The following is a 20,689-nucleotide window of genomic DNA, read 5'->3' as shown; positions in this document are numbered from 1 at the left end:
CCCCAGCTAGCGCCAAACATGCATCCCATGATGCCGCATGGCTTCCCGGCACTGATCCGCCGCTGATCCAACAAGGCCGAACAGGCGATCGTTGGCGTCCGCTGAGAGGGTGCGGCCGTCAGCGGCCAGGAGAACCTGATCCCTCAGCGAACCCATGGAGCCAGTGGTCTCGGCGAGGACGGTGTTCAGCGCTCCCAGTTCGCCCGCGGCAAGATCGGCGTCCAGTTTGTCGATGCGGGCGAGGACTCCGGGATCGCCGTGGGCCCCCAGGAGCTGGAGGATCGAACTCAAGGTTTCCCTCAGAACCAGGACCTGTCGGCTCGGCTCCATCACAGCGCCTTGACGATCCCCTCGACCATCTTCTTGGCGTCGGCGAACAGCATCATGGTGTTGTCGCGGAAGAACAGCTCGTTCTCGACGCCCGCATAGCCCGAGCCCATGCCGCGCTTGATGAACAAGACGGTCCCGGCCTTCTCCACGTCCAGAACCGGCATGCCATAGATCGGGCTCTGCGGGTCGGTTTTGGCGGCCGGGTTGGTGACGTCGTTGGCGCCGATGACGAAGGCCACGTCGCAGCTCGAAAACTCGCTGTTGATGTCCTCCAGCTCGAACACCTCGTCATAGGGGACGTTGGCCTCGGCGAGCAGGACGTTCATGTGACCGGGCATGCGGCCGGCGACGGGGTGGATCGCGTATTTCACCTCGACCCCCTCCTCCTTCAGCGTATCGGCCATCTCGCGCAGCGCATGCTGGGCCTGGGCCACGGCCATACCGTAGCCCGGCACGATGATGACCTTCGAGGCGTTCTTCATGATGAAGGCGGCGTCCTCGGCCGAGCCCTGTTTGACCGGCCGGGTCTCGACCGCGCCGCCGGCGGGGCCCGCGGTCTCGCCGCCGAAACCACCAAGGATTACAGAGATGAAGCTGCGATTCATGCCCTTACACATGATGTAGCTCAGGATCGCGCCGGAGCTGCCCACCAGCGCCCCGGTGATGATCAGGGCGATGTTCTCCAGGGTGAAGCCCAGCGCCGCCGCGGCCCAGCCCGAGTAGGAGTTGAGCATCGACACCACCACCGGCATGTCGGCCCCGCCGATGGGGATGATCAGGGTCGCGCCGAGGATCAGGGCGATGGCGAACACGCCCCAGAAGGCCCAGGTGGCCGTGCCGCCCGAGCCGATCATCACCCCGATCAGCAGGACCAGGCCCAGGGCCAGGGCGATGTTGATCAGATGGCGCGCCGGCAGCAGGATCGGCGCCCCGCTCATGTTGCCGTTCAGCTTGGCGAAGGCGATGACCGAGCCGGTGAAGGTCACCGCCCCGATGGCCACGCCCAGGCTCAACTCGATGATGGACAGGGTCTTGATGCCGCCCGCGGCGGTGGCGATGCCGAAGCTGTCGGGCGCGTAGACCGCGCCGACGGCGACAAGGCAGGCGGCCATGCCGACCAGGCTGTGGAAGGCGGCCACCAGCTGGGGCATCTGGGTCATCTGCACCCGGCCCGCGATGAGGGCCCCGGCCCCGCCGCCGACTACCACGCCGCCGAGGATCAGCCCGGCGGTCATCAGATCCAGCGCCCCCGACGTCCACAGGGTCAGCAGGGTCACCCCCACCGCCAGCCCCATGCCGATCATGCCGAAGGTGTTGCCCTGCCGGCTCGTCTCCGGGCTCGACAGGCCGCGCAGCGACAGGATGAACAGGACGCCGCAGACCAGATAGGCCAGGGCCGCGATCGATGCGTTCATTCTGATCCCCCGAACAGCTCGTTCATTACAGGAAGCCCACCGCCGCCGGCGTGGCCGGATCTCGGGTGGCGTCGGCGCGGGTCTCTCCGCCGCGCGAAAGGGCGATGGCGACCGCCCCGCGGCCGCCCGTCTTCCAGACCCGGCAGTCGCCGACGTTCAACGGCAACCGACCGGCGTCCTCGCCGCGTCCGCTGCGTTCCAGGCGGTTGATCCAGGCCTCACGATCGTACGAGTTGCGCTCGTAGGTCACCGGCGGGAAACGGCACTGCAGCCGCCAGGAAGCGCCGTCGGGGGCCGAGACATGCCAGTGCATGCCGCCCTCGATGTTCTTGCCGACGTAGGTCTGGGCGCCGGCGGCCGGGGCCGTCAGCAGGCTTGCGATCAACAAGGCTACGGCCACGGGACGCGCGCGCATCGTCATTTCCCGTTCGGCGGACAGGCCGTCCGCGCCAGTCGCCACAGAGCGGCGGCGATGAACAGCGGCCCGACGAAGACCATGGCCCAGTCCCACGGGTTCATCGGTCGGTCCTGCGCCACGATGCGCAGCAGCACGGATGAGAACAACAGCACCACGCCGCAGTCGAGGAAGCGCAGCTTGCGGATGGCGTTCTTCTCGCCCAGCCAGCTCCACAGCACGAGCCCCGACCCGAGCGCCGTCGCCGCCCAGGACGCGCCGACCGCGAGCGTGTGGGCGTCGAGGCTCATCCGCGGCGCGCTCCGACGGGCGCCAGACGCCCTTGCCGTATGGCTCTGAAGGCCAGCGCCAGGAGACCGGCGGCGAAGATCGCGTTGAGGACGGAGCGAAGCCAGTCGCCGTCCCGCCAGTAGTCCAGACCAAGCCAACCCAAGGCGATTGCGCCGGCGGGATAGATCACAACCGCCAGGACGCGCTCAACGACCGTCCGCGCCCTGGGCGGAATCCACCGGCTCGCCAGGACGACCGCGATCAACAGCGCGATCGCGATCGGCAATCCGACGGTCAGCAGGATGTCGGAGGGCTGGTTCACCGCGCCCGCTTCCTCGGCGCCAGGCGGCCCTCACGCACGGCGCGGACGCCGTTGAGCGTGAAGATCAGACCCACGCCCAGCATGCCCACGGCGAAGGCCCAGTGCTCCTTCAGGGCGTACTCGTAGGACTTCCAGAACCAGAAGACGGTGATGACCGGATAGACGATCGCCGCCATGATCCGCTCGACCCGCTGGCGCTTCTCCGGCTCGAGCCCGCGCCCGAACATCAGGAAGCCGAACACCAGCAGCAGGACGACGGGAAAGGCGAACAGGAAATAGAGGTCGGAGGCGGGAATCACTTGGGTCGTTCCTTCTTGCGGTACATGGCCAGCATACGCCGGGTGACCATGAAGCCGCCGAAGATATTGACGCTGGCCAGGGTCACGGCGGCGACGCCGGCCCCCTTGGCGATCCAGCCCCCGTCAGCCGAAAGGGCCGCGGCGGCGATCAGACCGCCGACGACGATCACTGACGAAATGGCGTTGGTCACGGCCATCAGCGGCGTGTGCAACGCCGGCGTCACCGACCAGACGACGTAGTAGCCGACGAAGATCGCCAGCACGAAGATGGCCAGGCGGAAAACGGTGGGATCGACGTGTTCCATATCAGGTCCTCACATCCCGTCGCGCGAGATCAGGCGGGCGTTACAGACGATGTCGCCTATGTGCCAGGTCGTCCCTGGCTCGTTGCAGTCTTCAACCACCATGGTGATGGCGCTGCCGGGAGCAGGGTCCGGCATCCGTTCGTCGGACCAGTGGACCTGGATCCACCGTCCATGGACCAGGTGAGACTCCGGCCAAATGACCGGGGCGAAACAGAAGGGTTGCTCGGTTACAACAAAGGCTTGGCGGACCTGTCGGTCGTGATGGCGGGTCTCGACGTACCGAAACTCGCCCGCGATCGCGTCGCCGTCCTTGAGGCAGGGCTGCGGCATCGCCGGCGACAGGCTGGCCAGAACGATCGCCATCATCGCTTCACACCCTCGTGCACCACGGCGCCGCCGTGGGTGACCACCGCCGCCTTGAGGATCTCGTCCTCCAGGTCGATGGCCAAAGCGCCGTCCTTGACCATCAGGCCGAGGAAGGCGACCAGGTTGCGGGCGTAGAGGTTCGAGGCGTCCGCGGCGATGCGCCCCGGCATGTTGGTCCAGCCGACGATCTTGACCCCGTTGGCGGTGGTCACCACCTCGCCGGCCTTCACGCCCTCGACATTGCCGCCGTTGTCGACGGCCAGGTCGATGATCACCGAGCCCGGCTTCATCGACGCCACATGCGCCGCCGTGACCAGACGCGGCGCGGGCCGCCCCGGGATCAGGGCGGTGGTGATGACGATGTCCTGTTTGACGATGTGCGAGGCGGTCAGCTCGGCCTGCTTGGCCTGGTATTCCTCGGACATCGGCTTGGCGTAGCCGGCGGCCGTCTCGGCGGCCTTGAACTCCTCGTCCTCGACGGCGACGAATTTGGCGCCGAGGCTTTCGACCTGCTCCTTGGAGGCCGGGCGCACGTCGGTGGCGGTGACCACCGCCCCCAGCCGCCGCGCCGTGGCCACGGCCTGCAGCCCCGCCACGCCCGCGCCCATGACGAAGACCTTGGCGGCGGCGACGGTGCCCGCCGCCGTCATCATCATCGGGAATCCCTTGCCGAAGGCGTAGGCCGCCTCGATCACCGCCCGATAGCCCGCCAGGTTGGCCTGCGACGACAGAGCGTCCATGACCTGCGCCCGCGTGATCCGCGGCACGAACTCCATGGCGAAGGCGGAAGCCCCCGCGCCCGCCAGCGCCTTCACCGTCTCGGGTTCGCGGTAGGCGTCCAGCAGAGCCACGACCACCGCGCCCGGCTTCAGCGCACTGGCCTCCTGCGCCGTCGGACCGCGCACCTTGAGCAGCACGTCGGCGCCGGTCAGGGCGGCCTTGGTGTCCTTGGCGATGGTCGCGCCGGCCTCGGCGAACTCGGCGTCGGGGATGGCGCAGCCCGCCCCGGTCCCGGCCTCGACGACCACCGTCGCGCCCAGCGCAAGCAGCTTCTTCACCGTTTCCGGTGTCACGGCGCAGCGCGTTTCGCCCTCACGGCGTTCGCGGGTCACGGCGATGGCGACAGCCAAGCGAATCCCTCCGTCTTCTCTCGACGGACCGACGTTAGGCTGTTCCGGGAGGGCGCGTCAAAGCGGAGCTGAAGCCCGCTTGAGGGGACGCGAAGCCCTTAGTGGGACTTCTTCTGACCCAGGTACCAGAAGCCCGCGACCAGCATCACGGCGGCGGCGATCACGCCGGCGATCAGGCTGCCGTCCGGCTGGAACCACAGGACCAGGAACAGCAGCACCGCGGCGATGATCAGCGAACCGTATTTGGCCAAGTTGATGAACAGGTCGAAGGTCGACTGCTGCTCGCTGATCTCCATCGAACCGCGGACGTAGTCATCGTGAGCGTCAACGTGGTGCGGGTCGGCCATGGTCGGGCATCCGGGAATCTGGAATTCGGTTGGCGTCTTATAGCGAGGCCTGCCGCCCGCTCAAGTCGGTTCAGTCGAGGGCGGCCAGAACGTCGCGGGTGAAGGCGATGTGGTCGAAGCGCTTGCCGGTCGGATCCTCGCCGCGGCGCACGATGACGATCTTCCGGCTCGGCACGATGATCACATACTGGCCGCGGTTGCCGTTGGCCGAGATGGCGTCGGCGGGAATGCCCTCGCTCTTGTCGAACAGCCAGAAGGTCGCGCCATAGCCCTGCTCCCCGGTCGGCTGCGGGCCCGACGGCCGCGAGACATAGTCGCGCCAGCCCTCCGGCAGGATGCGCTCGCCGTCGACCACCCCGTCATCCACGTACAGCTGGCCGAACCGGGCCAGGTCCCGCGCCGTCGACCAGACCTGGCTTGAGAGCATGTAGTGCCCGCGCCAGTCCGTCTCGGCGACCGTGTCGTTCATGCCCAGCCGTGCGAACAGGCCCGCGGGCGAATGGTCCGAAAAAGCCGGCTCGATCGCCAACACCGCCAGCAGGATGTCGTTGTTGGCGTAGCGGAAGCGGCTTCCAGGCTGGGCGATCAGCGGCCAGGTCGTCACCTGCTCATCGACGCCGACGCCGCCGAAATACAGGGCGTCGGTGCGGTTGCCCGCCGTGTCGCTGGTCAGCCCCGAGGCCATGCGCATCAGCTGGTCCAGAGTGATCGCCGCGCGGGGATCGCCCTGGACGCCCCAGTCGGCGATGGCGGCGGGCGCGTTCACATCGACCTGGCCGCGCTGCACCGCGGCTCCGATCACCGTGCCGGCCAGGCTCTTGGCCACCGACCAGGTGCGCTGCGGCGTGTCGGGGCCGAAGCCGGCGCCGTATTTCTCGGCGACCACCTTGCCGTCCTGCAGCACCAGCACGGCGGTGGTGTTCGAGCCCTCCCCGAAGCGCCCTCCCAGAGCCCCTTCCACCGCCTCGCTGAGCAGGGCGGCGTTTCCGCGCGGTTCGGCGACCGCCAGGAGCCGCTCGGTGGGGCGCTCCGGAGGCGTGATCGCCGGCGTCTCGCCCGACCAGCCCACCGGCATGATCCGGCACCCCGCGCCCGGATGATAGAGAGCCACCCGCGGCGGCATGGCCTCGTCCCACGCCACGCTGGTTCGGTCTTCCGTCATCTCGGCCGGCATCTCGCGCACCAGGGCGTCGAGCTCGGGATAGACGCCGACGAGCTCATTGGCCTCGACGCTCTCCAGCGTCCGCGACCCGCCCGCGGCGTCGGCGCTCTTCAGCGCGCTGCACACCGTCAGGGCCTTATAGCCCGCCGCCATGGCCCGCACGGCCGGCGTCGGCGCAGCAGGCGCAGGCGGCTGGGTCTGGGCGTGAACGGCCGTGGTCGAAAGGGCGGCGGCGGCCGCGAGGATCAGGATGCGCATGCCGCGACGCTTGCCCGCCGCCGCGCCCGGGTCAATGGCCCAGGCTGGACAGGCCTCAGGCCAGCGCCTCGAACTGGTCGATCAGCCCCTCAAGCCGCTTGGTCCCGATGGTCCAGAAGGCCGGGTCGCGCGGGTTCAGCCCGAACGGCGCCAACGCCTCGACGTAGCCCTTGGACCCGCCGCCCGCGAGCAGGTCGCGGTACAGCGGCGTAAAGCCCGCCGGATCCTTGGCCCGCGTCTCCATCAGCGCCGCCACCAGCAGATCGCCGAAGGCGTAGGCGTAGACGTAGAAGGGCGAGTGCACGAAGTGGCTGACGTAGCTCCACCAGTGCTCATACCCCTCGTTCAGGGTCACGGCCGGACCCAACGAGCCGCCCATCTCCTCCAGCCAAAGCTCGCCGATCCGCTCGACCGGCACTTCGCCCGCGGCGCGTTCGTCGTGGAAGCGGGTTTCGAAGCGGTGGAAGGCGATCTGGCGCACGACGGTGTTCAGGCCGTCCTCGATCCGTCCGGCCAGCAGGCCGCGCTGCTCGGCCTTGGGCGCGGTCTTCAGCAGCCGGTCGAAGGTCAGGCCCTCGGCGAAGATCGAGGCCGTCTCGGCCAGGGTCAGCGGCGTGTCGGCCAGCAGACTGCCCTGCCCCGCGGCCAGCGTCTGGTGCACCCCGTGGCCCAGCTCGTGCGCCAGGGTCAGAACGTCGCGACGCTCGCCCATCCAGTTGAGGAAGACATAGGGGTGGCGGTCGGCGGTGACCGGGTGGGCGTAGGCGCCCGACTGCTTGCCGGGGCGCGCCTTGCCGTCGATCCACGGCTTGTCGAAGAAGCCCTCGGCTCGCGCCGCGAAGTCGCCGCCCAGGTCGGAGAAGCTCTCCAGCACCATGGCCTTGCCCTGGCCCCAGTCGAAGGCGCGCGGGGCGGTGGTCTCGATCGGGGCGTTGCGGTCCCACTGGTCCAGCTTGGCCTTGCCCATGGCGCGGGCCTTCAGGGCGTAATAGCGGTGCGACAGCCTCGGATAGGCGGCCGCCACAGCCTCGGCCATGGCGTCCACGGCGTCGCCGTCGACTTCATTGGCCAGGTGGCGGCTGTCGGCCGGGCGCTTGAAGCCCCGCCATTTGTCCTCCAGCGCCTTGTCCGCGGCCACGGTGTTGATCACCAGGGCCATGGTCTGGCTGCGCGCGCCCAGGGCGTCGTTCAGCCCCTCGGCCGCCGCCTTGCGCCGCGCCTCCTTGGGATCCGACAGGCGGTTCAGGGCCTCGGCCAGGGTCAGTTCGTCCTTGCCGGCCTTCACCTTCATCGCCGCCAGCGTCTCGTCGAACAGCCGCGGCCACTGGGCGGTGATCGGCCCGCGCTCGGCCAAGAAGGTCTCCAGCTCCTGCGACAGCTCGTGCGGCTTCATCGCGCGCACCCGGCGCAGCCAGGGGCTCCAGCGCGCCGCCGCAGGATGCGCCTTCAGGGCGGCCTCGACCGCGGCCTCGTCCAGCTGGTTGATCTCCAGCGTCACCCACACCGTCGGCGTGGCGATGGCCGTGATCTTCTCGCGCACCGTGCCCTCGAAGCCCTGGGCGCCGGCGTCGTTGCGGTTCGTCGAGGCGGCGAGGAAGGCATAGGCGCCCAGCCCGCCGAGCAGGTCCGAGGCCTGCTCGTACAGCGCGATGGCCCGATCCAGCCGCTCCCCCAGCTCCGCCGGCCGGTCCCTGGCCTCGACCAACCGCCCTTCGAGGGCGTTCAGTTCGCTCACCAGCGCCCGGGCCTGCTCCAGGTCCGTCTCTATGCGAGCGTCCTCGCGAGAGGCGTAGAGGTCGGACAGATCCCACAGCGGGGCGTCCAACGGATCGGCGGGTGTCTTGAAGGGCGCGTTCATGGCTTCCGTTGTGGGGATGCGCGGGCGTCGGCGCAACAGCCGAAACCCGCCGGACGCCATCGACTGTTCGGACTAATCCCGCCGCAGGAGACGCCCATGACCTTCCAGATCCACGGCCTGCAGCTGCCGCAGTTCCAGCCCCTGTTCAGCCTCGACGACATCGCCCTGAACGCCATCGGGGCCCTCCGCATGGTCGCCGACGCGCCGAACAGCGCACCCTGTCGGGTCAGCCTTGCAGACGCGACGCCCGGCGAACGTCTGCTCCTGCTCAACCATCGCCACCTCGACGTCCCGTCCAGTCCCTACAGAGGCGACGGACCGATCTTTGTGCGCGAGGCGGCGGAGGAACGCGTACCCGCGCCCGGCGAGATTCCGGACATGCTGGGACGACGACTGCTGTCCGCCCGGGTTTACGACGCCGCGTGGATGATGTTGGACGCAGATGTCGTCGAGGGTCGCGATCTGGCCGAACGGCTGGCGGCGTGGTTCGACGATCCGGGCGTTACGGCCATCCACCTGCACACCGCCCGGCGCGGCTGCTTCATGGCCTTGGCGTCGCCCGCCCGAGCCTAGCTGTCGAAGGCGGCGATCAGGGCCGCCAGGTCCGGCTCGCCGACGCTGGCCGCCGCCGCCGCGACCGGCATCCAGCGGCGCTCGCGCTCGGTCTGCTCCTTCCACTCGGCATGCTCGACCGTCACCTCAAGCGGATAGAGGGCGACCACGCACCAGCGGGCGGCGCGACGCTTCAGGATCTTCAGATAGCGGAACACGCCGAGCGGTTCGTGGCCGACCTCGCCCTCGACCCCGGCCTCCTCGAGCGCCTCCTGGGCCGCCGCCTCGGGATCCGTCTTGCCCGGCATCCGTCCGCCCTTGGGCGTCACCCAGCGCCGCGTCTCGCGCGACGTGACCAGCAGCACTTCCAAGCCGTCCGGGCCGCGTCGCCAAGGCAGCGCCGCCACCTGGCGACGTTCGGCCTCCTCGGTGCGGACCACGTCATTGGCCATCAGGTCAGGAACAATCCGCCGAGCCAGAAGAAGAGCGCCCCGATGGCCGCGGCCGCGGGCATGGTGATGAACCAGGCGGTGACGATGCTGCGCGCCACGCCCCAGCGCACGGCCGAGGCCCGCCGCGCCGCGCCGACGCCGACGATGGCCCCGGTGATGGTGTGGGTGGTCGAGACCGGAATGCCCAGGCCCGTGGCCAGGAACAGGGTGATGGCCCCGCCGGTCTCGGCGCAGAAGCCCTGCTGCGGGCTCAGCCGCGTGATCCGGGACCCCATGGTGTGGACGATGCGCCAGCCGCCGAACAGCGTGCCCAGGGCGATCGCCGCCTGACAGGTGATGACCACCCAGAACGGCACATGAAACTCGGTCCCGGGGGGCGCGCGCGACAGCAGCAGCACGGCGATGATGCCCATGGTCTTCTGGGCGTCATTGCCGCCGTGACCAAGCGAATAGGCCGAGGCGGAGACGAACTGCGCCTTGCGGAAGAATTTGTCGGCGAACGCCGGGTTGGCCTTGGCGAACAGCCAGGACACGATGAACACCAGCAGCAGCGCCAAGGCGAAGCCCACGGCCGGCGACAGGAAGATGGCGGCCACGGTCTTGCTGACCCCGGCGAAGACGATCGCCCCGGTGCCCGCCTTGGCCACGCCCGCGCCCAGCAGGCCGCCGACCAGGGCGTGCGAGCTTGAAGAGGGGATGCCCGCCAGCCAGGTGATCACGTTCCAGCTGATGGCCCCCATCAGGGCGCCGAAGATCACCTGATCCGAGATCACGCTCGGATCGATGATCCCCTTGCCGATGGTGTTGGCCACGTGCAGGCCGAAGAACAGGAAGGCGATGAAGTTGAAGAAGGCCGCCCAGCCGACCGCATAGATCGGCGGCAGCACGCGCGTCGCCACGATGGTGGCGATCGAGTTGGCGGCGTCATGCAGGCCGTTCAGGAAATCGAACAGCAGGGCGACGGCGATCAGGAAGATCAGGATCAGCAGGGCGCCGTCCATAGGGGCGCTCCTTACAGGTGCTCGACCAGCACGCCGTTGATGCGGTTGGCCACGTCCTCGAACCGGTCCACCACCTTCTCAAGGTGGTCATAGACCTCGGCGCCGGTGATGAAGGCCATGGCGTTTCCGGCCTTGTGCTCCTCGTACAGCGCCTTCATGCCGTGGTCGTAGAGGGTGTCGCTGTCGCTCTCGAGGCGGGCGATCTTCTCGGTCAGTTCGTTGAGCCGGCCGTGGTGCTTGCGCATGTCCGGCAGCAGCGACACCGCCTCGACGGTCAGCAGGGCCGCTTCGACCGCGACGTCGCCGAGCTGGCGCATGTGGGGGGCGAAGTCGCGCATCTCGTACAGCATGATGACCTTGGCGGTCTTCTGCATCTGGTCGATCGAGTCATCCAGCGAGTTGGTCAGGCCGCGGATGTCCGAACGGTCGAACGGGGTGATGAAGCTGCGGCGCACCGCGAACAGCACCTCGCGGGCGACTGCGTCGGCCTCGTGCTCATGGTCGACGATGCGCTGGCACCAGCGCGGGACCTCGTCGCCGCCGTCCAGCACGTTGCGCAGGGCCTCGGCGCCCTTGATCAGGGTCGCGGCGTGGGCGTCGAACAGCCGGAAGAAATTGTCTTCCTTGGGCAGCAGGGCCTGAAACCAGCTCAGCATGGAAAACACCTCCCGGGAATCGCCTACGCGACCGTGCGCGCTCACTCCCCTGTCCGCGCCAGTGCGTCAACCCGTCAGTGCAAGGCCGGTTGCCGAGAGGCGCTCAACGGCCCGGCTTGACCATCTGGCCGCCGCTCGCCCCGCAGTCGAACCGCTCGCAGTATTTCTTCCCGAGGCTGGTCATCGCGTCCATGAGGTGCGGCATCATCTCCCGCTCCGCGTCGACGCTCAGATCCATGGTCTTGCGCACGATCGAGCGGCCAAGCGGCGATTCATAGAAGGCGATCGCCGCTTCGAGCTCCTCACGGGTGAAGTCCTGGGCCACATCGTCACGCAGGTCGGCGATCGTCGCGTCCAGAACGCCGGAGTAGGCGGTGACCATATGGTTCGTCAGCCAGGTCCGCTGCTCGGACGTCAGGTCCGTATCGCGATAGCTCTCCTCGAAATAGCTCGAGAGAAACTTGTCGAGGTCCTCGCCCATGGTGATCCGCAGGTAGCGATCCGCCAACTCCATCTGGCTCGCCCGATCGGCGTCGGCTGTCTGGGCGAGCGCCGGCGTGGCGAAGGCCAGAACGACGGCGGCGGCGATAACGGATACACGCATGGAACAGTCCCCTCTCCGGGGCGCATCCTCCGCCCTGCCCTACCGCCGCGCAAACGAAAACGGCGGCGGAGATCGCTCTCCGCCGCCGCATCAGTCTGGTTTTCAGGCCGATCAGGCGTTCAGCGAAGCCGGATCGATCTTGAAGCCCGGGCCCATCGTCGAGGACAGGCTGATCTTCTTGACGTAGGTGCCCTTGGCGCCCGACGGCTTGGCCTTGACCAGGGCGTCGACGATCGCCTTGACGTTGGCTTCAAGAGCGGACTGGTCGAACGAGGCCTTGCCGATGCCGGCGTGGACGATGCCCGCCTTCTCGACGCGGAACTCGACGGCGCCGCCCTTGGCGTCCTTGACGGCTTGCGCGACGTTCGGGGTCACGGTGCCGACCTTCGGGTTCGGCATCAGGCCGCGCGGGCCCAGCACCTTACCGAGGCGGCCGACGAGGGCCATCATGTCCGGCGACGCGATGACGCGGTCGAAGTCCATGAAGCCGCCGTTGATCTTCTCGTACAGATCTTCAGCGCCGACGTGCTCGGCGCCGGCCGCGCGGGCTTCATCAGCCTTGGCGTCCTTGGCGAAGACGGCGACGCGGACGTCACGGCCGGTGCCCGAGGGCAGGTTCACCACGCCACGGACCTGTTGGTCGGCGTGACGCGGGTCGACGCCCAGGTTGACGGCGATTTCGATCGACTCGTCGAACTTGGCCTTGGCGTTGTCCTTGACGGCCTTGATGGCGTCTTCGAAGCCCAGGAGGGCGTTGACGTCACCGGTGCGGGCTTTGTAGGCCTTGGTCTGCTTGGCCATGGGTTAGCCCTCCACCACTTGCAGGCCCATAGCGCGGGCCGAGCCTTCGATGATCTTCGCCGCGGCGTCGAGATCGTTGGCGTTGAGATCCTTCATCTTCTTCTCGGCGATCTCGCGCAGTTGCGACTGCTTGATCTTGCCGGCCGTTTCGCGGCCCGTGAGCTTGGCGCCCGACTTCAGGCCGGTGGCCTGCTTCAGGTACCAGGTCGCCGGCGGCGTCTTGGTGACGAAGGTGAACGACTTGTCCTGGTAGACGGTGATCACGGTCGGAAGCGGGGTGCCCTTGGCTTCCTTCTCGGTGCGCGCGTTGAACTCCTTGCAGAAGCCCATGATGTTGACGCCGCGCTGGCCGAGGGCCGGGCCGATCGGCGGCGACGGGGTCGCGGAGCCGGCGGGCACCTGCAGTTTGATGTAGCCGAGAATCTTCTTGGCCATTGGTCTCTCCTATGATGACCCGAAGCTAATCGGGCCGGTGAGCCGTGGTCGGGCATGGCTGCCTCCCACGGATTTGCGCAATTGCTCGCGCCGCCCTGTTCAAGGCGAGGCGCGCGTGTACCAGAGCGCCCCCTGAAAAGCAAACGGCGGCCCCGGAAGAGCCGCCGTCGCAGTGATGTCTCGCATGTCGCGCCTGTCGCCGATGTCTCGCCGGCGATGTCGCGCTTGTATCGTGCGAAATGTAACGCTCGAAAATCGCCTCAGGCGGCGACCTTCTCCACCTGATTGTACTCGAGGTCCACCGGGGTCGGGCGGCCGAAGATGGACACGGCCACGCGCAGGCGGGCGTTGTCCTCGTCGACGCTCTCGACCTGGCCGTCGAAGCTGGCGAACGGACCGTCGATGACCTTGACGGTCTCGCCGATGTCGAAGCGGATCGTGGGCTTCGGACGCTCGACGCCCTCTTCCACGGCGCCGATGATGTTCTGGACTTCACGCTCCGAGACCGGCAGCGGCTTGGTGCCGCCGGCGGCGCCGAGGAAGCCCGTCACCTTTGGGGTGTTCTTGACCAGGTGATAGGCGTCGTCGGTCATCTCCATCTTCACCAGCACGTAGCCCGGGAAGAATTTGCGTTCCGAGTTGACCTTGCGGCCGCGACGGATCTCGACGACCTCTTCGGTCGGCACGAGGATTTCGCTGAAGTGGTCTTCCAGACCCTGCTGACGCGCCTGGTCACGCAGGTGCTCAGCCACCTTCTTCTCGAAGTTCGAGTAGGCGTGGACGATGTACCACTTGTGGCGCGGATTGGCGGCGGGCTTGGCGGTTGCGTCGGTCATTGGCGTCTTTTTCTTACTGGCCGATGGCCAGGATGAGGCGCGAGAGGAAGGCCAGGCCGGTGTCCACGACGAAGAAGAACACCGAGGCGATCACGACCATGATGAAGACCATCACCGAGGTGATCCAGGTCTCCTTGCGGCTCGGCCACACGATCTTGCGGGCTTCAGCACGGACCTGACCGACGAACTGCGGAATCGAGACCCGCGGCTTCTTCGGAGCGTCGGCGACCACCGCAGCTCCCGCGATCGCGGGCTGTGCGGTCTGGGGGCGGCGCCCTGGGGTCTTGGCCTTGGCCATCACTGATCCGTCAAAGAATTGATCCTACCGCCCCCAGATGGGAAGTCCCACCCGGTGGCGGTAGGGGAAATGGCAGGAGTTGGGGGACTCGAACCCACGACCCCCGGTTTTGGAGACCGGTGCTCTACCAGCTGAGCTAAACTCCTAGACAAATCTCAGCGCGCTGTCGGGCAGCCCCATCAACGCGCTTGATCGCCAGACCGGGGCGTATGCCCCACGCCGCCCCCCATTTCAAGGGCGGATGGCATCAATCCTCGTAGTGAGCCGCCACGGCGTTGGCTTCGTCCTCGGCCTTGATGACCTGACGGAACAAAAGCTTGTCGATCCGGCGGTCGTCCATGTCGATCACCTCGACCTCGAATCGGCCCAGCTGAAGGATTTCGCCCTCATCCGGCACGCGCGAGAGCTGGTGCAGCACCAGGCCCGCCACGGTGTGGAAACCGTCGGCCTCGCCGAAATCCTCGCCCAGGGTGTCGGCCAGCTCGTCCAGGTCGGTCTGGCCGTCGACCATCCAGCTGCCGTCCTCGCGCTTGCGGATCAGGGCCACGCCCTCGTCATGTCCCTCGTCGAAATCGCCGGCGATCATCTCGAGCAGGTCGGTGGCGGTCACCACGCCCTCGAAGGCGCCGAATTCGTCGACCAGGAAGGCCATGTGGACCTTCGACGCCTTCAGGATCTCCAGCGCCTTCAACACCGAGGTCGACTGCGGGATGAAGGCGGGGGTCTGGATGTGGGCCTCGACGTTGAGCTCCCCGGTGTCCAGCAGGCTGTCCAGCAGGTCCTTCTTGTGGACCACGCCCAAGGGGTTATCGACGTCGTTCTCGCGGGCGACGACGATGCGCGAATAGGGGCAGGTGCGGATTTCGTCGCGGAGCTGCTTCTCGGGGTCGTTCAGGGCGATCCAGAACACCTCGTGGCGCGGCGTCATGGCCACGCGGATGGGCCGGTCGCCGAGCCGCATGATCTCCTCGATCATGGTCTGCTCTTCCGGCTCGATCAGCCCGGCCGAGGTGCCCTCCGCGAGGATGGTCTCCACCTCCTCCTGCGTGACGTCCGAACCGTCCCGGTCCTTGACGCCCATGAGCTTGAGGATTCCCGAGGTCGAGGCGGTCAGCAGCACGACGAACGGCTTCAGCACCACGGCGAGGGTCGAGATCGGGGCCGCCATCTTGGCCGCGATCTGCTCGGGGAAGATCAGCGCCAGGCGCTTGGGCACCAGCTCGCCGATGATCACCGACACATAGGTGATGAAGACGACGACGATGGCGGTGGAGACAACGTCCGACCACGGCGCGATGGCGGGGATGGAGGTCGCCAGGATGCGGTTCAGTTCGCCGCCGATGGCCGCTTGGCCGTAGGCGCCGGCCAGAATGCCGATGAGGGTGATTCCCACCTGCACGGCCGAGAGAAAATGGGTCGGCTCCTCGGCCAGCTTCAGGGCCGCCCGGGCGCCGCGGTCTCCCCGCTCCGCCCGGCTCTGCAGCTTGGATTTCCGCGACGAGACAACCGCCAATTCGGTCATGGCGAACAGGCCGTTCATGACCACGAGGAGCAGAACGACGACGATGGCGATGGCTAACATCTAGGAGGAGCGGAACCGGCGCGGCGCGACAGTCGGCGTCCGCGGGCGCGATGATAGGGAGATTTCCGACCCTTCGCCACGGATTCCTTGAGCGTCAGCGCGTCCGGCCGATTTCCACCGAGCCATAGGCTCCGCTCGAACCGTTATCCCGGTCGGCCGAGGCGCAGGCCGACATCCCGATGAGGGTGCCGATGAACAGGCCGATGTGAAGCGCGCGTCGCATGTATGGTTACCGAAATCCTAACGTCCGAGAACCGAACGTAGGGACCCGGAACCGGTTGCACGCAACCGGATGCCCCTCGGGGTTGCGCGATTAACCGAACCCCGACGCCAGACGGGCGAACGCCGACAGGGCGAGCACGCCCACGACCAGCCAGCCGAGCCAGGAGATGCCTCCGCCGCGCCCCTTCCCGGCTCCCGCCGGCGGGGTGAGTCGCCCCTTCTCGACGCCGACGACGAAGCTGACGCCGTTGAAGTGCCGCGCCTCCCGCACGGCGGCGAAATGGTCGCGGGCGCTCTCGACCTCGACCACCCGCTTCAGCACCGTCAGGTCCAGCACATGAGCCATCTGCCGGTTGGTCCGCCACTCCAGGGAGCTGACCAGTTCGGTCGCCGGGCCGGCCATGCGGACGTTCCAGGGCCGCACATCCACCGGCGTAGGCAGGTTGAAGACCCGCTCGGTCACCACCCGCCGCGGCGCGCCCAGGTCGATCGGCTCGACCCGCCGCACCGTCTCCAGATCGCGCAAATTCGGCCCCACCACGTCATCGCGCGACACGAATCGCAGCCGGCTGTCGTCCCAGGGCTGGAACGGCCGGTCGATGTCGTACAGCTCCACCAGTTCGACCCAGCCTTCCGCCCCGCCGTCGCGAACCTCCAGCGGCGCCGCCTCGACCGCCTGGCCGTACTCCGCCTCCAGGGACTCCCTCAGACGGCGCGCCACATTCCTCGGACCGTCGTTAGCCAGCCAGCGACGGATGTCGTCGGCGCGCCAGTCGCGATAGACGGTGCGCATCTCCAGCCTGGCCGGCCGATCCGCCAGCCGGTCGAAGGTCCAGGTTTCGCGGGTCTCGCAGACGGTCGGGATCTCCGTGTCGCGCATCCGCTCCAACTGCGCGCCCTGGACCAGCGGCAGGCCCCACACGTGCCGGGGCCGCGACAGGTGCTCCAGATCGCCGCCCTGGGCGGTCAGGGTCGGATCGAGCCACCAGTTCTGGCCGTCAATGGTCGCCCGCACGATGCAGTGATCGAAGGCCGTGGCGTTGGCCGGCTCATGCTCCAGCCCGGGTCCGATCCGGGTGTTCACCAGGGCAGGAACCGCCTCGATTCCCATCCGCCGCAACACCGCCACCAGCAGGCGCGAGGCGTCCTTGCAGTCGCCGTACCGCGTTTCCCAGATGGCCTCGACGGGCCGCGGGCGGAAACCGCCGTCCCCGACCCCCACCGAATGGTAGCGCAGCGACTCCTGCACCAGCCGCAGCCCCGCCACGGTGCGGGCCGCCGGCTCCGGCCTGGAGTCCATCAACGCGAGCGCTGCCGCCTCCAGCGTCTCGGGCAGCCGCTCGGGCGGCGCATAGAAGTCGCGAAACAGGTCGGCGACGGCGCCCCAGGTAGTGACATCGGTCACATGCACCGAGCCGAAGCCGACGTGCCAGGGCGGCGCATCGGAATCATGCCGCCAGGGCGGGACGTCCAGCGCCCGCCAGCGCAGCATGCGCACCCCGTCGACTGTCTCGTCGCTCGGCCTGGGGACCTTGCCGAAGGCCTGGATGGTCACCGCACGCGTCGGCGGCAGGCGCAGCTCGACCCGGGTCTCGACGACAGGCGAACTCCATTGCAGCCGAGGCGTGAAACTCAGCGAGTCCTTCAGCACCGGATTGGAGCCGACGATCGAGAAGCAGGTGTCGACCACGTCGCCGACCCGCACGTCCGGCACGATCATATGGGCCGTCAGCCGGCCGTCGTAGACGGCGCGCTCCAGGTTCAGTTCGCGCCGGAACAGTTCAAAAGCCTGGGGACTGGACGCCTCGCGCACGCCCCCGTCCCGCCACACCCGCACCCCGTGGATGACCAGGCGCTCGTAGGAGGGGTTGAAGGCGACCTCGAAGCTGGCGGCCGACTGCAGCCCATCCCCCGCGGTCACCTGCTGGACCAGCCGGCTCGTCCAGACCCGCTCCGCCCCGGTCGCGTCCACCCGTGTGTCGGACAGCCAAAAGCAGCACCCGCGCTCGCTCAGCAGCGCCGGGTCGCGGTCGCCGATGCCCGGCGTCCCCATGTCGAAGCCCGCCGGCGCCGGCCCGAACTCCGGGCCGCGCACGACGGTGCGCTCATCTCCATACGCCACTGCAAAGCCCCCGACGGCTGATACGGCGACGCTAGCCGAACAACGTCCGTGCGTCACGACGTTCGCCTCTCACGTGCGTCCCAGACGCGTCCGTTCGGCGCCCTCGGCCGTCCGGCTGACTTGACGCCCGGCCCCGCTTCCGCATCCTGACGTTATCCGAAGTGGGAGGGGCCGATGAGACTCACCCGACGCGCCGTACTGGCGGGCCTTGGCGGCATCGGCCTGATGGGGGCGCGCGGCCTTCCCTCCGGCGACCCGGATGTGGTCGTGATCGGCGCGGGCTCGGCCGGCCTCGCCGCCGCCCACGCCCTCCAGGCCCGGGGCCTTTCCGTCATCATCCTGGAGGCCATGGACCGAATCGGCGGCCGCGCCTTCACCGACACCACCACGTTCGGCGCCCCGTTCGACGTCGGCTGCGCCTGGCTGCACAAGGCCGACCACAACCCCTACACCGCCTACGCCCAGGCCAACGGCTTCGAGCTCCAGGCCCATGAGTACGACCTCGAGAAGGTGTGGCTGGGCCGGCAACAGATCGACGCCGCCCAGGTCAACGACGCCGAACATGCGATGACCGAGGCCATCTCCGAGGCCGAACAGGATATCCCCGCCTCCCTCGTCGCCGATGTCTCCACTCCCATTGGCGAGGCCGCGGGCGACTACCTCGGCGCGCTCGACATGGCGGTCGACCTCGATGAACTGTCGACCTTCGACTACGCCAACGCCGACGATCTGGCGCCCAACTTCCTGTGCCGTCAGGGCTTCGGGTCCATCGTCGCCCACCGGGGGCGCGGCCTGCCGGTACGGCTGTCCACACCGGTCCGCACGGTGCGATGGGACGGTCCCGGCGCCGTGGTCGAGACCGACGCCGGCGCCTTGCGCACCCGCGCCGTCATCGTCACCGCCTCGACCGGCGTCCTGGCCTCCGGGGGACTGAGGTTCACCCCCGAACTGCCCATCGCCACCCGGGACGCCATCGCCGACATCCCCATGGGCATGCTGGCCAAGATCCCGCTTCTGATGGACGGCCGCCGCTTCGGACTGGAGCCGTTCACCGACGTCATGCTGGCCCGGCGCGGCCGCCGCGACCTGTATTTCTTGTCCTACCCCTTCGCCACCGACCTCATGGTCGGCTTCGTCGGCGGCGACCTCGGCTGGGAGCTGTCCGCCGCCGGCGAGGCCGCCGCCGTCGACTTCGCCAAACAGGGCCTGGTCGAGATGTTCGGCTCCGACGCCGCCGGCCACGTCCTCAAGGGCGGCCTGACCCCCTGGGCCTCCCATCCATGGACCCGCGGGGCGTACGCAGCCGCCAGCCCCGGCCGCTTCGCCGCCCGGGAGGCCCTCGGCCAGCCCGTCGGCGACCGGCTCTTCTTCGCCGGCGAAGCCCTGGCGGGCGGCCTGATCCAGACCTGCGGCGGGGCCTGGCTGTCCGGCGAACGCGCCGCCCTCCAGGCCGCGACGGCCCTGGCCGCCTGATCCCCTCCCCATCGGCCCCAAGCCGTGGCAGGCTCGGCCGTCAGGGGGAATGAAGCATGAGACAACCGGTCCGCTGGGCCCTGCGCGCCGTCGCCGCGGGCGCGCTGGCCTTCCTGGTCTGCGCCGGGCTGATCGTCGCCGACGGCCTGACCGACGAGACGCCGCCCAGCGATGTCGCCGTGGTCCTCGGCTCCAAGGTCAATCCAGACGGAACGCCCTCCCCTCGTCTCGTCGCCCGGCTCGGCCGCGCGCTCGAGCTGCACCGCGCCGGCACGGTCCAGGCCATCCTCGTCAGCGGCGGCACGGGCAAGGAAGGGGTGCCCGAAGGCACGGCGATGAAGGCCTGGCTGGTCGCCCAGGGCGTCCGGGGCGAGGCCGTGCTCGTCGATGACCTGGGCGTCGACACCGCCGCCACGGCCCGCAACGCCGCCGCGATTATGCGAGCGCGCGACTACGACAGCGCCATCGTGGTCAGCCAATATTTCCACATCGCCCGCACCAAGCTGGCGTTCCGCAAGCAGGGCCTGACCGTTTGCGGCGCCCACCCCGGCTATTTCGAACTCCGCGACCTCTACTCCATCGCCCGCGAGGTCCCGGGCTATGCTCGCTATCTGGTGAGCTGAAGTCCGAGGCCGGCGGTGCGGCCGGCCGGGCTGGTTCGTCACGAAGGACGCGAAGGAAGAGACACGAAGGACACGAAGGCGGCCCAGCCCTCCGAGCCGACGGCTGGGTCCAGTATGGATCGAAGGCGCTTCGCGCGATGCCTGCGCGGTCCCGGTCGCGCAGCGACCCATCAAGCCGACACAGCCGCACCGACGCTTGACCCGACTGGCGCCGGCCCCGTCGCGCCCTTGTCTCTTCCTTCGTGTCCTTCGTGACGAACCAGCGTTCTGTCCGCCCCGCCGCCGTCCGCCGCCCGGCGCAAAGAAAAACCCCCGCCGGATCGCTCCGGCGGGGGCTGTTCAGTTCAGTCGTCACGCTCGCCGCGAGACCGCGCTCAAGAAGCGAGGCTCCGCGAGCCGAGCGTAGCGCATCACCTATTAGGCGATGATCTTGGAGACCACGCCGGCGCCGACGGTGCGGCCGCCTTCGCGGATGGCGAAGCGGAGCTTCTCTTCCATCGCGATCGGGGTGATCAGCAGCGGAGCTTCTCTTCCATCGCGATCGGGGTGATCAGC

Annotated in this window: 27 protein-coding genes and 1 tRNA gene; 3 read left to right on the top strand and 25 right to left on the bottom strand. The window is 68.5% G+C overall.

Translation table 11 applies throughout. From position 1 onward, the window contains the following. Positions 1 to 6: 6 nt before the first annotated feature. The 12 genes from ASC65_RS13470 to ASC65_RS13415 all read right to left on the bottom strand — a co-directional run bounded on the left by ASC65_RS13470 (position 7) and on the right by ASC65_RS13415 (position 8,477). Positions 7 to 291, bottom strand: a complete 285-nt coding sequence (locus ASC65_RS13470; protein WP_156459671.1) for a hypothetical protein — start codon at positions 289 to 291, stop codon at positions 7 to 9. A gap of 38 nt (positions 292 to 329) precedes the next feature. Beyond that, positions 330 to 1,745 (bottom strand): NAD(P)(+) transhydrogenase (Re/Si-specific) subunit beta, encoded by a 1,416-nt coding sequence (locus tag ASC65_RS13465; RefSeq protein WP_056454284.1) that lies wholly within the window; start codon positions 1,743 to 1,745, stop codon positions 330 to 332. 25 nt (positions 1,746 to 1,770) lie between these two features. Continuing rightward, positions 1,771 to 2,160 carry a hypothetical protein gene (locus tag ASC65_RS13460; RefSeq protein ID WP_056454279.1) on the bottom strand — a complete coding sequence of 130 codons (390 nt, stop codon included), beginning with the start codon at positions 2,158 to 2,160 and terminating at the stop codon, positions 1,771 to 1,773. A gap of 2 nt (positions 2,161 to 2,162) precedes the next feature. After that, positions 2,163 to 2,450, bottom strand: coding sequence for a hypothetical protein (locus ASC65_RS13455; protein WP_056454276.1), 288 nt, complete (start codon positions 2,448 to 2,450; stop codon positions 2,163 to 2,165). After that, positions 2,447 to 2,752 carry a hypothetical protein gene (locus ASC65_RS13450; protein WP_056454273.1) on the bottom strand — a complete coding sequence of 102 codons (306 nt, stop codon included), beginning with the start codon at positions 2,750 to 2,752 and terminating at the stop codon, positions 2,447 to 2,449. Before ASC65_RS13450 ends, ASC65_RS13455 begins: the two co-directional genes overlap by 4 nt. Further along, positions 2,749 to 3,051, bottom strand: coding sequence for a hypothetical protein (locus ASC65_RS13445; RefSeq protein WP_056454263.1), 303 nt, complete (start codon positions 3,049 to 3,051; stop codon positions 2,749 to 2,751). The genes ASC65_RS13450 and ASC65_RS13445 overlap by 4 nt, the downstream gene beginning before the upstream one ends. Continuing rightward, positions 3,048 to 3,356, bottom strand: a complete 309-nt coding sequence (locus ASC65_RS13440) for an NAD(P) transhydrogenase subunit alpha (protein WP_056454261.1) — start codon at positions 3,354 to 3,356, stop codon at positions 3,048 to 3,050. Before ASC65_RS13440 ends, ASC65_RS13445 begins: the two co-directional genes overlap by 4 nt. Positions 3,357 to 3,365: 9 nt before the next feature. Next, on the bottom strand, positions 3,366 to 3,719 hold the full coding sequence (locus ASC65_RS13435; protein ID WP_056454259.1) for a hypothetical protein: 354 nt from the start codon (positions 3,717 to 3,719) through the stop codon (positions 3,366 to 3,368). Continuing rightward, positions 3,719 to 4,852, bottom strand: coding sequence for a Re/Si-specific NAD(P)(+) transhydrogenase subunit alpha (locus ASC65_RS13430; RefSeq protein ID WP_056454255.1), 1,134 nt, complete (start codon positions 4,850 to 4,852; stop codon positions 3,719 to 3,721). Before ASC65_RS13430 ends, ASC65_RS13435 begins: the two co-directional genes overlap by 1 nt. A gap of 98 nt (positions 4,853 to 4,950) precedes the next feature. After that, on the bottom strand, positions 4,951 to 5,199 hold the full coding sequence (locus tag ASC65_RS13425) for an aa3-type cytochrome c oxidase subunit IV (RefSeq protein ID WP_056454252.1): 249 nt from the start codon (positions 5,197 to 5,199) through the stop codon (positions 4,951 to 4,953). Positions 5,200 to 5,269: 70 nt separating this feature from the next. Then, complete coding sequence (locus ASC65_RS17625; protein ID WP_056454250.1) at positions 5,270 to 6,619, bottom strand: serine hydrolase domain-containing protein; 1,350 nt, start codon at positions 6,617 to 6,619, stop codon at positions 5,270 to 5,272. A 55-nt stretch (positions 6,620 to 6,674) separates the two neighbouring features. After that, complete coding sequence (locus ASC65_RS13415; protein ID WP_056454247.1) at positions 6,675 to 8,477, bottom strand: M3 family oligoendopeptidase; 1,803 nt, start codon at positions 8,475 to 8,477, stop codon at positions 6,675 to 6,677. 96 nt (positions 8,478 to 8,573) lie between these two features. Here ASC65_RS13415 and ASC65_RS13410 point away from each other — a divergent pair, with 96 nt between their 5' ends. Continuing rightward, positions 8,574 to 9,050 carry a DUF1203 domain-containing protein gene (locus tag ASC65_RS13410; RefSeq protein WP_056454244.1) on the top strand — a complete coding sequence of 159 codons (477 nt, stop codon included), beginning with the start codon at positions 8,574 to 8,576 and terminating at the stop codon, positions 9,048 to 9,050. On the opposite strand, the gene ASC65_RS13405 is transcribed toward ASC65_RS13410, so the two are convergent. From ASC65_RS13405 to ASC65_RS13355, 12 genes are all read right to left on the bottom strand, one after another. Beyond that, positions 9,047 to 9,481 (bottom strand): NUDIX hydrolase, encoded by a 435-nt coding sequence (locus ASC65_RS13405; RefSeq protein ID WP_056454241.1) that lies wholly within the window; start codon positions 9,479 to 9,481, stop codon positions 9,047 to 9,049. The two genes, ASC65_RS13410 and ASC65_RS13405, sit on opposite strands and share 4 nt — an antisense overlap. Next, positions 9,481 to 10,482 (bottom strand): inorganic phosphate transporter, encoded by a 1,002-nt coding sequence (locus ASC65_RS13400; protein ID WP_056454239.1) that lies wholly within the window; start codon positions 10,480 to 10,482, stop codon positions 9,481 to 9,483. The genes ASC65_RS13405 and ASC65_RS13400 overlap by 1 nt, the downstream gene beginning before the upstream one ends. Before the next feature lie 11 nt (positions 10,483 to 10,493). Next, positions 10,494 to 11,138, bottom strand: coding sequence for a DUF47 domain-containing protein (locus ASC65_RS13395; RefSeq protein ID WP_056454234.1), 645 nt, complete (start codon positions 11,136 to 11,138; stop codon positions 10,494 to 10,496). A 103-nt stretch (positions 11,139 to 11,241) separates the two neighbouring features. Then, positions 11,242 to 11,742 (bottom strand): DUF2059 domain-containing protein, encoded by a 501-nt coding sequence (locus ASC65_RS13390; protein WP_056454231.1) that lies wholly within the window; start codon positions 11,740 to 11,742, stop codon positions 11,242 to 11,244. 111 nt (positions 11,743 to 11,853) lie between these two features. Then, a complete protein-coding gene (rplA, locus tag ASC65_RS13385) occupies positions 11,854 to 12,543 on the bottom strand; it encodes a 50S ribosomal protein L1 (RefSeq protein WP_056454228.1) in 690 nt (229 codons plus the stop codon). Between the two features lie 3 nt (positions 12,544 to 12,546). Further along, positions 12,547 to 12,978, bottom strand: coding sequence for a 50S ribosomal protein L11 (rplK, locus tag ASC65_RS13380; protein WP_056454225.1), 432 nt, complete (start codon positions 12,976 to 12,978; stop codon positions 12,547 to 12,549). 260 nt (positions 12,979 to 13,238) lie between these two features. Then, positions 13,239 to 13,814, bottom strand: coding sequence for a transcription termination/antitermination protein NusG (nusG, locus tag ASC65_RS13375; protein WP_056454222.1), 576 nt, complete (start codon positions 13,812 to 13,814; stop codon positions 13,239 to 13,241). 13 nt (positions 13,815 to 13,827) lie between these two features. Then, a complete protein-coding gene (gene secE / locus ASC65_RS13370) occupies positions 13,828 to 14,112 on the bottom strand; it encodes a preprotein translocase subunit SecE (protein ID WP_056454220.1) in 285 nt (94 codons plus the stop codon). Positions 14,113 to 14,182: 70 nt separating this feature from the next. After that, positions 14,183 to 14,258, bottom strand: a tRNA-Trp gene (locus ASC65_RS13365). Positions 14,259 to 14,359: 101 nt separating this feature from the next. Next, the gene (locus tag ASC65_RS13360; protein ID WP_200939847.1) at positions 14,360 to 15,694 is read right to left on the bottom strand and encodes a hemolysin family protein; all 1,335 of its coding nucleotides are present in this window, start codon (positions 15,692 to 15,694) and stop codon (positions 14,360 to 14,362) included. 94 nt (positions 15,695 to 15,788) lie between these two features. Continuing rightward, positions 15,789 to 15,917 (bottom strand): hypothetical protein, encoded by a 129-nt coding sequence (locus ASC65_RS17735; protein WP_268750065.1) that lies wholly within the window; start codon positions 15,915 to 15,917, stop codon positions 15,789 to 15,791. Positions 15,918 to 16,007: 90 nt separating this feature from the next. Then, positions 16,008 to 18,038: a DUF3857 domain-containing transglutaminase family protein gene (locus tag ASC65_RS13355; protein WP_156459670.1), complete on the bottom strand. Its 2,031-nt coding sequence runs from the start codon at positions 18,036 to 18,038 to the stop codon at positions 16,008 to 16,010. Positions 18,039 to 18,212: 174 nt separating this feature from the next. Between ASC65_RS13355 and ASC65_RS13350 the strand changes: the two genes are divergently transcribed. After that, complete coding sequence (locus tag ASC65_RS13350) at positions 18,213 to 19,511, top strand: flavin monoamine oxidase family protein (protein WP_200939846.1); 1,299 nt, start codon at positions 18,213 to 18,215, stop codon at positions 19,509 to 19,511. Between the two features lie 56 nt (positions 19,512 to 19,567). Beyond that, the gene (locus ASC65_RS13345) at positions 19,568 to 20,134 is read left to right on the top strand and encodes a YdcF family protein (protein WP_056454214.1); all 567 of its coding nucleotides are present in this window, start codon (positions 19,568 to 19,570) and stop codon (positions 20,132 to 20,134) included. 417 nt (positions 20,135 to 20,551) lie between these two features. Here ASC65_RS13345 and ASC65_RS17220 read toward each other — a convergent pair. Then, the coding region (locus ASC65_RS17220; RefSeq protein WP_156459669.1) for a hypothetical protein at positions 20,552 to 20,689 on the bottom strand (138 nt) is incomplete at its 5' end.

This window comes from Brevundimonas sp. Root1279, from assembly GCF_001425945.1.
Classification (GTDB): domain Bacteria; phylum Pseudomonadota; class Alphaproteobacteria; order Caulobacterales; family Caulobacteraceae; genus Brevundimonas.
Note: the sequence above shows the minus strand (reverse complement) of the source record. Positions and strands in the feature narration are given on the sequence as shown.

Bases quoted from the DNA above. Each gene is read 5' to 3' on its own strand.
- ASC65_RS13410 (WP_056454244.1), top strand. From the start codon at position 8,574: ATGACCTTCCAGATCCACGGCCTGCAGCTGCCGCAGTTCCAGCCCCTG.
- ASC65_RS13455 (WP_056454276.1), bottom strand. From the start codon at position 2,450: ATGAGCCTCGACGCCCACACGCTCGCGGTCGGCGCGTCCTGGGCGGCG.
- rplA (WP_056454228.1), bottom strand. From the start codon at position 12,543: ATGGCCAAGCAGACCAAGGCCTACAAAGCCCGCACCGGTGACGTCAAC.
- ASC65_RS17625 (WP_056454250.1), bottom strand. From the start codon at position 6,619: ATGCGCATCCTGATCCTCGCGGCCGCCGCCGCCCTTTCGACCACGGCC.
- ASC65_RS13460 (WP_056454279.1), bottom strand. From the start codon at position 2,160: ATGCGCGCGCGTCCCGTGGCCGTAGCCTTGTTGATCGCAAGCCTGCTG.
- ASC65_RS17735 (WP_268750065.1), bottom strand. From the start codon at position 15,917: ATGCGACGCGCGCTTCACATCGGCCTGTTCATCGGCACCCTCATCGGG.
- ASC65_RS13425 (WP_056454252.1), bottom strand. From the start codon at position 5,199: ATGGCCGACCCGCACCACGTTGACGCTCACGATGACTACGTCCGCGGT.
- ASC65_RS13350 (WP_200939846.1), top strand. From the start codon at position 18,213: ATGAGACTCACCCGACGCGCCGTACTGGCGGGCCTTGGCGGCATCGGC.
- ASC65_RS13360 (WP_200939847.1), bottom strand. From the start codon at position 15,694: ATGTTAGCCATCGCCATCGTCGTCGTTCTGCTCCTCGTGGTCATGAAC.
- ASC65_RS13415 (WP_056454247.1), bottom strand. From the start codon at position 8,477: ATGAACGCGCCCTTCAAGACACCCGCCGATCCGTTGGACGCCCCGCTG.
- ASC65_RS13405 (WP_056454241.1), bottom strand. From the start codon at position 9,481: ATGGCCAATGACGTGGTCCGCACCGAGGAGGCCGAACGTCGCCAGGTG.
- secE (WP_056454220.1), bottom strand. From the start codon at position 14,112: ATGGCCAAGGCCAAGACCCCAGGGCGCCGCCCCCAGACCGCACAGCCC.
- ASC65_RS13440 (WP_056454261.1), bottom strand. From the start codon at position 3,356: ATGGAACACGTCGATCCCACCGTTTTCCGCCTGGCCATCTTCGTGCTG.
- ASC65_RS13395 (WP_056454234.1), bottom strand. From the start codon at position 11,138: ATGCTGAGCTGGTTTCAGGCCCTGCTGCCCAAGGAAGACAATTTCTTC.
- ASC65_RS13465 (WP_056454284.1), bottom strand. From the start codon at position 1,745: ATGAACGCATCGATCGCGGCCCTGGCCTATCTGGTCTGCGGCGTCCTG.
- ASC65_RS13435 (WP_056454259.1), bottom strand. From the start codon at position 3,719: ATGGCGATCGTTCTGGCCAGCCTGTCGCCGGCGATGCCGCAGCCCTGC.
- nusG (WP_056454222.1), bottom strand. From the start codon at position 13,814: ATGACCGACGCAACCGCCAAGCCCGCCGCCAATCCGCGCCACAAGTGG.
- ASC65_RS13345 (WP_056454214.1), top strand. From the start codon at position 19,568: ATGAGACAACCGGTCCGCTGGGCCCTGCGCGCCGTCGCCGCGGGCGCG.
- rplK (WP_056454225.1), bottom strand. From the start codon at position 12,978: ATGGCCAAGAAGATTCTCGGCTACATCAAACTGCAGGTGCCCGCCGGC.
- ASC65_RS13400 (WP_056454239.1), bottom strand. From the start codon at position 10,482: ATGGACGGCGCCCTGCTGATCCTGATCTTCCTGATCGCCGTCGCCCTG.
- ASC65_RS13390 (WP_056454231.1), bottom strand. From the start codon at position 11,742: ATGCGTGTATCCGTTATCGCCGCCGCCGTCGTTCTGGCCTTCGCCACG.